General features: G+C 73.4%; 4 protein-coding genes. All 4 read right to left on the reverse strand.

Features of this window, described 5'->3' with window-relative positions; translation table 11 throughout:
* Positions 1-343 precede the first annotated feature (343 nt).
* The 4 genes from ACTIDRAF_RS35450 to ACTIDRAF_RS0201765 all read right to left on the reverse strand — a co-directional run bounded on the left by ACTIDRAF_RS35450 (position 344) and on the right by ACTIDRAF_RS0201765 (position 4,878).
* Entirely contained in the window at positions 344-2,362 is a 2,019-nt protein-coding gene (locus ACTIDRAF_RS35450) for an aldo/keto reductase (RefSeq protein ID WP_016696987.1), read from the reverse strand.
* The gene (locus ACTIDRAF_RS0201755; protein ID WP_016696988.1) at positions 2,359-3,141 is read right to left on the reverse strand and encodes an SDR family NAD(P)-dependent oxidoreductase; all 783 of its coding nucleotides are present in this window, start codon (positions 3,139-3,141) and stop codon (positions 2,359-2,361) included. Before ACTIDRAF_RS0201755 ends, ACTIDRAF_RS35450 begins: the two co-directional genes overlap by 4 nt.
* 1 nt (position 3,142) lies before the next feature.
* Entirely contained in the window at positions 3,143-3,469 is a 327-nt protein-coding gene (locus ACTIDRAF_RS0201760) for an L-rhamnose mutarotase (protein ID WP_016696989.1), read from the reverse strand.
* A gap of 1,046 nt (positions 3,470-4,515) precedes the next feature.
* Positions 4,516-4,878 carry a hypothetical protein gene (locus ACTIDRAF_RS0201765; RefSeq protein ID WP_157162788.1) on the reverse strand — a complete coding sequence of 121 codons (363 nt, stop codon included), beginning with the start codon at positions 4,876-4,878 and terminating at the stop codon, positions 4,516-4,518.
* Positions 4,879-6,589 lie beyond the last annotated feature (1,711 nt).

Below are 6,589 nucleotides of genomic sequence, written 5' to 3' on the forward strand. Positions count from 1 at the left end.
CCCGACGGGGAGGTGCGGCACCGCCGCCCGCCACCGGGACGGCGTACCGGCCCCGAGGCGGGTGGGCGCTCCTCCCTACCACCTGCGGGTGGCGTGGCCAGCCACGGCCGCCCTCCGCCGCCGACGCGGCCCTGGCCAACGTCCCGGCGAGGGCACGAGGAACCGGGTGGCGGCGCCTCCCGGTGGTGCCGCCGAGCCGTCCCCTGGTGGGTGGCCGCGACCGCTGGCGCACCGGCCGTCCCGAGCCGCCCGGCGGGCGGGAGGGCGCACCGTCCCGGAGCCGCCGCCGACCACCCGTCCGCCGGCCCCGGAACCCGGGCCGCGCAGCACCCCGTACGCCCGGTCAGCCCGCCGCCAACCGGTAGACCCGTCGGGCCGTCCCCCCGAACACCGCCTCGAGCTCGACCGCGCCCAACTCCCGCGTGAGCTCCCGCGCGGTCGCCACGACGGTGCCGTACTCCGCCGCGAGCAGGCAGACCGGCCAGTCCGACCCGAACATCACCCGGTCCGGGCCGAAGGCGTCCAGAGCGACCGCGGCGTAGGGGCGGAGGTCCGCCACGGACCAGCGCGTGCGATCGGCCTCGGTGACCAGCCCGGAGAGCTTGCAGCAGACGTTGGGCGAGCGGGCGAGGCGACGGAGGTCCGCCTCCCAGTCCCGCACGGCGCCACGGGCGACCGGCGGTTTGGACAGGTGGTCCAGCACGAAGGTCAGTTCCGGCAACGCGGAGACGGTCTCGACGGCGGCGGGGAGGTGCCGGGGCAGGGTCAGCAGGTCGAAGACCAGTCCGGCGTCGGCCACGGCACGCAGGCCCCGCCGCACCTCCGGCCGGCACAGCCACCTGTCGTCGCTCTCGTCCTGGACGCCGTGGCGGATCCCGACCAGCCGGTGGCCCCCCGGTAGCTCCCGCAGCCGGACGAGCTCGCTGGCCACGCCGCCGCCCGCGAGGTCCACCCAGCCCACCACGCCGGCGACGAGGTCCTCCGAGTCGGCCAGGGCCAGCAGCTCCTCGGTCTCGCCCCGGTCGGGAACGGTCTGCACGAGCACCGTCGCGGTCACCCCGTGCTCCTCGGCGACCGGCCGGAGGTCCTCCAGGGTGAAGTCCCGGTGGATCGCGGACATCCCGACCGGGTCGATCCACGGTTGCGGGCGGTCCCGCAGCCGCCACACGTGGTGGTGGGCGTCCACCCGCCCCGCCGCGCCGCTCGGCGGGGAGACGCGCTCCGCCTCCCCGCCGCGGCCCCCTCGTCCCGTGCCGTCCCCGGCCGCCATCCCGGGTCGCGCACCCGACCGGGCCGCCCCGGACGGGCCCGCCGCGCGCCGGACCGCCCCCCGGCCCGGCCCCGTTCCGGCTGCGGAGGACTCCGCCCGGCCAGGTGGCTCCGCCGTGTCCCCGGTCGCGATGGCGTCCAACTCGGCCCACAGGCCCGCCGGGACGGGGGTGGCCAACAGCTCCACGTTCTCCCGCACTTCCTGGGCCGAACGCATGCCCACCAGGACACTGCTCACCGACGGGTCGCGGAGCGGGAACTGGAGGGCGGGTGCGAGGAGCGGGACGTTCCACCGTCGGCACGCCGACGCCAGCCGGCGCGCCCGCCGGAGCACCGGTTCGGGGGCAGGTGCGTAGTCGAACGTCGCACCCGGCCCGGGGTCGGCGAGGATCCCGCTGTTGAGCACCCCGCCCACGATCACCTCGACTCCGCGCCGGGCGCACGCGGGGAGCAGCTCGGTTCCGGCGGTGCGGTCCAGCAGGCTGTAGCGGCCGGCGACGAGCACCGCGTCGATGTCGGTCTCGCGGACGAAACGGCTGAGCAGCGGTGCGTGGTTCATGCCCACTCCCACGGCCCGCACCACTCCCTCGGACCGCAACCGCTCCAACTCCGGGTACGCGTGCTCGAGTGCCTCCCGGGCGAAATCGTCGGGGTCGTGGATGAGGACGAGGTCGAAGCGGTCCAGGCCGGTCCGTTCGAGGCTTTCGGTGAGGGAGCGGCGCACCCCGGCGGCCGAGTAGTCGCGCACCCGTCCCAGCGCGGGCTCACCGGCGAACATGGACGTCTCCCGCGTCCCACCACCCGCCACCAGCAACCGGCCCACCTTGGTCGACACCGCGAACTCGTGGCGTGGCAGGTCGCGGAGGAACGCTCCGAGCCGGCGTTCGGCCCGGCCCGCACCGTAGTGCGGGGCGACGTCGAAATAGCGCAGCCCGCACTCCCAGGCGGTCTCGAGCGTTCGTGCCGTCTCCTCGTCGGACACCTCCGCGTAGAGCCCGCCCAGCGCCGCCGCGCCGAACCCGACCCGACCCAGCCCCGAGTTCCGGATGCGCCACCGACCCTGGTGGTCCGCCCCGGCGTCGCCAGCCGTCACCGGGAGCCGCCCTCGACGCGGGGACGGGGCCGCAGACCCGCCATCCCGCCGTCCACCTCCAGCGCCGTTCCGGTCGTGGAACCCGCGAGCGGACTGGCCAGCGAGGCGATGGCGAAGGCGACCTCGTCGGGCGTGACCAGCCGCCCCCAGGGCTGCCGAGCCTCCAGGGCCGCCCGCTCCGCGACGGGGTCCTCGGCGGCGTCGAGGAGACGCGCCACCCACGGGGTGTCGACGGTTCCGGGGTTCACGCAGTTCACCCGGATCCCGTCCGCGAGGTGGTCGACGGCCATCGCCCTGGTCAGTGCGAGGACGGCGCCCTTCGAGGCCGAGTAGAGGGCGCGGTGCGGGAGACCGGCTGTGGCCGCGATCGAGCAGGTGTTCACGATCGACGCGGCGGGGGAGCGGCGCAGGTGGGGAAGCGCCGCCCGGGACACGCGGGCGACGCCGGTCACGTTGACGTCGAACACCCGCCCCCACTCCTCGTCCGGGTTGTCCTCGACGGTGCCGGCCGCGCCGATGCCGGCGTTGTTCACCACCACGTCCAGCCGGTCGTGCCGGGCCACCACCGAGGCCACCGCAGCCCGGACCGACTCGTCATCCGTGACGTCGGCGTGCACGGTGGTCAGCGGTTCCGGTGCGTCGCCCGCCCTGTCGAGGGCGACCACGGTGGCGCCCCGGGCGGCGAGCAGCCGGCCGGCCGCCAGCCCGATTCCGGACACCCCTCCGGTGACCAGGGCTACCAGCCCGGTGAAGTCCTGCGGGAACGTCGACTGGGACATCTCACTCCTCCATCAGGAAAACCTGTTCGGCTGGCGCCCACCACTGGCCGGGCTCCGCGGTCGCCAGCGGACGCTGGCAGGGATCGGTCAACCGCCACCACTCCTGGGTGGTCGGGTCCTCGGCCATCGCCGCCAGGTCGGCCTCCAGATCCGTTCCGTGGTACTCGAAGTAGGAGAACAGCAGGTCGTCCCGAAGGTGGATCGAGTAGTTGCGGATGTTGGCACGGCGGATCCGGTCGAGGACGGCGGGCCAGACCTCCTCGTGCAGGCGGCGGTACTCGGCGAGCTTCTCGGGTCGAACCCGGATGACCTGGGCGACTCGTCGCATCCGCACCTCCGGTGGGCCCACCCGGCGGTACGGGCGGTCTGCTCGATCTGATGAGGACGGGACGGCCCCGGCTCTGGGGTCCGCTCACACCGGGTCCAGCGGCCGTCTTGGGTGTCGACGCTACAAGCAGTGTCGAGAGACATCTGGTGTCTGGCCTCCCTTGGCCAGGTCCGGACACCGCGCGGGGCAGGGCTGATCGCGAGGTGGATGGCAAGGACAGGGGAGGGCGTGCCCTCGGTAGGGAGGGCGAGACATCCGATGGGTGCGCGGCGTGGTCTGCCGGTGGCCCGAGCACCCGGAGGAGTTCCCCACCGGCGGCGGATGTCGCGGCACGGGACGGCGGTCGGCGCCGCCCACCGACCGCTGGGGGGCCGTGGACGCCGATTCGGAAGTGGGGGGAAGCGAGGAACGCGAGCGTGCCGACATTCGCCCTTTCCGGGGCGGGTCGCGCCGTCGCGCCAGCTCCGGGTGGTGAACTCCCGGAAGGCCGGGACTCCGCGTCCGAAATCGGGTCGATCCAGCCCGGCGCGCCCGGATACGGATCGAAAACAGTGGCCTGGTCAACGGAACGAGTCGGCGCCCGTTGATCATTTCGACGCCTTCCCGGCCTGGTGGTGGTACGAATTCGACCGCCCGTTCCGGGTGGTCCCAGGGGGCGCCCCCGTTCTCCGATAGCCCGTTCGGCGGAGCCCGACAATGACGCCGAACCGAATTGCGCGCGCAGGACGAGGTCGCGCGCCCGGGTGCGTTCGCGGTCCGGGCACGCGACCAGTAACGGCGGAGAACGACTCGGCGGCGGAAGCGAATGCGCGGTGGCCGCACCAGGAGGGTCACCGCCCGCCGAAAAGGGAGCGGGTGGGGAAGTCGCCGGCATCAGGTCGCCAATGTCGGGTTCTGGCGCCTTTTCGCTGGTTGAGCTCCCCTCATGGCGGTCGGGTGGGGCTCGCATTGCCTCCGGTCCGACCGGGGGGACTTCCGGCATTCCCGGCGTGCCCCATCTCCTGGTCGCACGGCGTGTTCGCCCGGTCGATGTCGGTGCCGGAACGTCACGGTCGACGGGGTTCGGGTATGCGTGGCCATTCGGGAAGCCACAACGCGCTGGGCGGCGACGTGATCCGGTAAGGCGCGTTCCGTTCCCCCGGATCGGGGAGGCACAGCAGCTCGATCGCCGTGTCCGCGAAAGTGCCCTCGTACTTCCACACCACCCTTCCCGCAGGACGGTCGCGGCCGTCCCCGCGTTCGTCCCGGAACCGGCAGGCCGTGGCGTCGTCCTCGCCCCGGATATGAATCCAGTCGATGTAGCCCGGCCAGCCAAAGGACGCCATCAGGGTGTGGGGCACCTCGGCGTCTCCCGGCGCCGGCATGAACAGGAAGCCGCGGTCCATCATTCGTTTCAGCAGGTCATCCACGGTGGGCATCCTTTCCATCCGCCTTCCCGCGTGGTGCGACCCGACGGCCGTTCCGAGGAGTGCACCGAATCCGCATCGGGGCTCTGACCAGCGGGTTCAGTGGTGTCGTGTGGTGGTCGACCGTCGTGTTCGACCGTTGTTCAGTGCCTGAAGACGGCAGCACGGAACCAATTCGGGAGGGAAGTCCGCCCCCGAAACGATCTTTTCCAATTCGTCGTCGTTGGCGTACGCGGCCTGTTCGAACCGGTCGCCGTGCTGTCATCCGATGTTGCGTGGTGCGCGCCCACCCCGCCCCCCGAACCCTCCCTGGCGGCCGCTCGCGGCGGTGCCTTTGTGGCCGAAGTCGGGGTGCGGAACGTGTCGGGCAGTGCGCCGATAACGCATCGTGAGCGCGTGATAGCGAGAATAGCACGGAAGTTCTTATTCGCACACAACACGTAAGAGGTGCGGTGCGAGCTTGTCGGAACTCGCTCCCCGAGGGGAGGGCAAACCACGGCGTGAACAGTGCGATTAACCGGAAACCCGTGGCCCTCATGTGGCGTGCCGGCCGCTGTTCGGTCCTCGCGGCAAACGCCGCCGTGCGCCGTTCTCCCGATAAAAAGAGCGTGCCGGCGCCGGCGGTGGGAGCCCCAGCTCGGGGAGAATCCCGCGCTATCCGGCCCGTGGTCGACCGGGCGGACCAGAACGAGGTGTGCCACCCGGTGGAATGGGTGTGCGGTGAAACGGGCGCCGGTTCGGGAAGTCAGCGGCCCCTCCCCGAGCCGGTCGGATCGGGGAGGGGCACGGGGAATGCGGTCGGTGGTGGCGTGCCCGAAAGCCGCTCCCCGCCACCAGAAGCCGGATCCGTCCGGCGTGCGATCCGGAACGGTGGATCAGGCGAATCGCCGGGCGAACCGGACATCGGCACCCGGTCGCGCGCCGGAACGGGCACCCCTCGACCTCCGCATTGCGGGTCCGGACTCGGAAGGCGGTGCCGGAAGTGCGGGAATGCCGGCACCGTCCCGGTCTCCTGATCTCCGCGACCGCAATTCGACCGAGGAGCGGTCCCGCCGCGGCCCACCGACATCCAGGGCCGGACCGGAGGATTCGGTGCTCAGCCCGAGGTCAGGTGAGCGGTCCCCGCCCACCCCGAGGAGAACGCGCGACCGGTGCGGATCCGGTTTCGGCTCCCGCTGGGGAGGGGAAATGCCGGCAGCGGAATAGCGGAGCCGAAAGGGAAGGGCGACCGCGGGGAGGAGACGAGTGGAGCGGGTCGAAAGGGCGGGCGTCCGAACGCGTCGCGCCGGCAGCGGGTTTCCCCGGGCGGTGGGCGCGGGCACGGCGGCGGGAGCGGCGAGATGAGCTGGCGACCGGGGCTCGTGGGCGGTGCGCCCGTGGGCGGGCCCGGCGGTGGAGTGGCGGGAGCCGGCCGTACTGCGGCGGGGCACTCAGCCCGGTCCGAGCGCCGGGGCGGCGAGGAGGGTGCCCCGCGCCGCCCTCGAGTGCCGCGGTCACGACGACCGGCGCCCCCGCCCTGACCAGAGCGTCCCGGACCGGGACGCGGGTCGAGGGGCGGCGCCAGGAGAGGAATCCCCACCCCGGGGTGTCGCCGGGGCGCGGGCGGGGACCGCGACCACCGGGGCGTGACCCCGGCACCCGGTGTGCCCGCTACGACCCGACCGGCGGCGCGACCCCGGGGCGCCCCGGTCGCGGCCCCCGGCCAACAGCACCC

Origin of the sequence: Actinoalloteichus spitiensis RMV-1378, from assembly GCF_000239155.1 — a bacterium.
GTDB classification, from domain to species: domain Bacteria; phylum Actinomycetota; class Actinomycetes; order Mycobacteriales; family Pseudonocardiaceae; genus Actinoalloteichus_B; species Actinoalloteichus_B spitiensis.

Excerpts from the sequence above, each read along its gene's own strand:
- ACTIDRAF_RS0201755 (WP_016696988.1), bottom strand. The coding sequence starts at position 3,141 with ATGTCCCAGTCGACGTTCCCGCAGGACTTCACCGGGCTGGTAGCCCTG.
- ACTIDRAF_RS0201760 (WP_016696989.1), bottom strand. The coding sequence starts at position 3,469 with ATGCGACGAGTCGCCCAGGTCATCCGGGTTCGACCCGAGAAGCTCGCC.